Source organism: Pseudomonas maioricensis, from assembly GCF_022790535.1.
Lineage (GTDB): Bacteria > Pseudomonadota > Gammaproteobacteria > Pseudomonadales > Pseudomonadaceae > Aquipseudomonas > Aquipseudomonas maioricensis.
The window spans coordinates 68,891-72,282 of sequence record NZ_LOHG01000021.1 but is presented as its reverse complement, the minus strand read 5'-3'; the positions used below and the strand labels follow the sequence as shown (position 1 = coordinate 72,282).

General features: G+C 57.1%; 1 protein-coding gene and 1 riboswitch. The gene reads left to right on the top strand.

Annotation, left to right across the window (positions count from 1 at the left end; all coding sequences use genetic code 11):
• Positions 1–43: 43 nt before the first annotated feature.
• A riboswitch (cobalamin riboswitch) is annotated at positions 44–248 on the bottom strand.
• 208 nt (positions 249–456) lie between these two features.
• A complete protein-coding gene (locus AUC61_RS23340; RefSeq protein ID WP_479692270.1) occupies positions 457–3,279 on the top strand; it encodes a PAS domain-containing protein in 2,823 nt (940 codons plus the stop codon).
• Positions 3,280–3,392: the final 113 nt, after the last annotated feature.

Below are 3,392 nucleotides of genomic sequence, written 5' to 3'. Positions count from 1 at the left end.
AAAAGCCCACGGAAACCGGCCTGCGCCCGCCCACCGCGGGTTTGCCAAAACGAAGTTCCAGGCCGGTCTCCGGGCTTGCGAGGGTCATGAAACATTCACCTTCCCATGCCGGAGCACAGTGGTTTGTCGAATGCTTCGCTCGCTTACCGTTGCGGGGGCAGCGCCGGACTGATCATCGAAATGACGCACCGGCTTCCCGTTTCACCTCATGCTCGGCGGCATGAGGCACCTGAAACTGGCGCGCATCTGACCACCGATGAACGGTCACGTCAATCGGCCGCACCGAGAGGTAGAGAACGTTGTGATGTCCTCAGGGTCCATTCGTGTGCGACATGGCAACGCATGGATAATCGCTGTGCGGTGGTTGCCACTTGTTCGCCATCCCTCCAAACTCAGCACATTCCTCCGCTGATGCGGCCGATCATCTTCGTCCAGTGACGCCCCAGCAATTAGTAAATGGCCATGAACCCTATAAACAGCCCGGTTTCACGCTCCCTTCCAGGCGGCGAAACAGGCGCAGCAATCAGAGCTTTCGATTGGTCCGCGACATCTCTTGGGCCTATGTCAGATTGGCCCGCACCGATTCGCTCGACGTTGAGCATGATGCTCAGTTCCCCGGAAAGCCTTTATCTGGTGTGGGGGCCGGATCTGCATTTCTTCTTCAACGATGCCTATAGGCCCATTCTCGGCCCCCGTCTTGACGTTGCCGTGGGGCAGAGCATCACCACGCTGTGGGCAGACGCCTGGGAGCAGGTCCGGCCCATGATAGAGAGGGCCTTTGGCGGCGAATCCAGTCGCTATGAAAATCATCCGATCAGCATGGCCCGCTATGGGGTTGAAGAGCAGACCTGGTGGACCTTTTCATTTTCGCCGGTATACGACGAGCATGAAGAGTCCGTATTGGGTGTTCTGTGCCATACGGTTGAAACCACCCACTCCGTACGCCTAGGTCAGCAACTAAAGTCCAGCGACGAACGTTATCGTGCGCTGTTCAGTGACATCGATATCGGCTTTGGCGTATTTGAAGTCACCTACACCCATAACCTGCTGACGGCCTGCCATTTGATCGAGGTCAACGCCGCGTTCGACAACATGACAGAACTCAAACAGCAGATTGGCCAGAGTATGCGGGACATCGCAGACGGCCAGCCTGCACGTTGGTTTGAGGTGTATGCGAGCGTGGTGTTGAGTGGCGAGTCAGTTGGCTTTGACGCGCCTGCGGTTGCGCTTGGCGGGCGCTGGTATGAAATCTACGCCTACAAAGTCCAGGGGCCCGAGCACAACCGCATTGCGATGCTGTTCAAGGATGTCACCGAGGCCCGGCGAATTGAGTCTTCTTTGCGCAATACCGAGGAGTTCAATAGCCGGGTGCTGGCCAGCAGCAACGATTGCATCAAGGTGATCGACCTGGATGGCAAGCTTACCTTCATGAGTGAAGGCGGCATGCGCGTCATGGAAATCAGTAACTTCAACGACGTGCAAGGCTGCCCCTGGCCGGACTTCTGGCAGGATCAAGGGCATATCGACGCTCAGGCTGCCATTGTCGCCGCCAGAACAGGCGTTCCCGGTCGTTTCCAGGGTTTTGCCAACACCTATCTGGGCACCCCCAAATGGTGGGATGTGCAGGTTACGCCGATGTTTGATGAGGCGGGGACCGTAGAAAAAATCCTCTGCATTTCCCGAGACATCACGGCAACCCGCGCCGCTGAAGAAGACTTGCGTACGCTCAACGCTACGCTGGAAGAGCGGGTCGAAGCCCGTACTCAGGACCGCGATCGCATCTGGCGGTTGTCCACCGACTTGATGCTGATTGCCGAATTCGGTGGTGACATTGTGGCGGTCAATCCGGCCTGGACTCAAGTGCTTGGCTGGAGCCCCGATGAGTTGCTGGGCAAGTCGTTTCTGGAGCTTCTGCACCCGGATGATGATTTGACCACTGCCTCTGCCGCGGCGGAATTGTCGCAGGGCATCAGTGTCTCCAGTTTCGAAAATCGCTATTTGCACAAAGACGGCTCGTATCGCTGGATCGCCTGGACAGCTGTGCCGGATCAATCCTATATCCATGCCGTGGGACGCGACGTTCAGGTTGAGCGGGAGGCCGCCGAAGCACTACGCCGCACAGAAGCTGCATTGCGTCAGTCGCAGAAGATGGAAGCCGTGGGGCAATTGACCGGTGGTGTGGCTCATGACTTCAACAACCTGCTGACGGTGGTCAAAGCCTCTACAGACCTGCTCAAGCGCAATCTGGATGAAGAGCGACGTCGACGTTACATCGACGCGATTTCCAATGCGGTTGATCGGGCCAGCAAGTTGACTGGGCAGTTGCTGGCGTTTTCTCGCCAGCAAACCTTGCGCCCGGAAGTCTTTGAAGTCGGCAAAAGTGTCCGGGCTATTGGCGAGATGATCGGTTCATTGACCGGAGCCCGGATAAAAACGCTGATCGAGCTTCCTGCCCAGCCTTGCTATATCAACGCTGACGCCGGTCAGTTCGATACCGCGCTGATCAATATGGCGGTCAATGCCCGTGATGCCATGAATGGCGAGGGGACCTTGAGGATTTGTGTTTCGCCCGTCGGGCAAATTCCTGCTCGCCGCACCCATGCCGCGGTGGTTGGCGATTATGTTGCCGTGTCATTGATCGATACCGGCTCAGGCATCGATCCGGAACAGATTGATCGTATCTTCGACCCGTTTTTTACGACCAAGGACGTCGGTAAAGGCACCGGGCTGGGACTTTCTCAGGTGTTCGGCTTTGCCAAACAGTCGGGTGGCGAGGTGTTGGTCGCCAGTCGGTTGGGCGAGGGCAGCACGTTTACTCTCTACCTGCCTAGATCCGTTGCGATACCGGGTGCCGAATATGCTGCGATGGAGCCGGAGCTGCAAAGCAGCGGCGAAGGTGCTCGTCTGCTGGTGGTTGAGGACAACCTTGAAATTGGCGAGTTTTCCAGTCAGACGTTGAGAGAGCTGGGGTACGACATTCACTGGGCCAAGAGTGGTGTGGAGGCTCTGGAGGTTTTGGCGCAGCGAGCCGATGCTTTTCAGGCAGTATTTTCCGACGTGGTCATGCCGGGCATGAACGGGGTGGAGCTGGCCCTTGAAATTCAAAGGCTTTATCCGACGCTCCCGATTGTCCTGACCAGCGGCTATAGTCCTGCGTTGGCACAGGGGAACTCACAGGGTTTTACCTTTCTGCAGAAGCCCTATTCAGTAGAAGCGTTGGCCAGGCTGCTGCGCAACGAGATCAGTACGCGGCAGACACCGCCAGTCATTAACCTGTAGATAGACGTGGGGGCGGATTCCGCAGACTGTAGGAGCGCACGAGCACCGCGAGGCCGCGATAGCGGTGTACAGACAGGCCACGTTTTAAACAACTGGATTGAAGTGCATTTTCT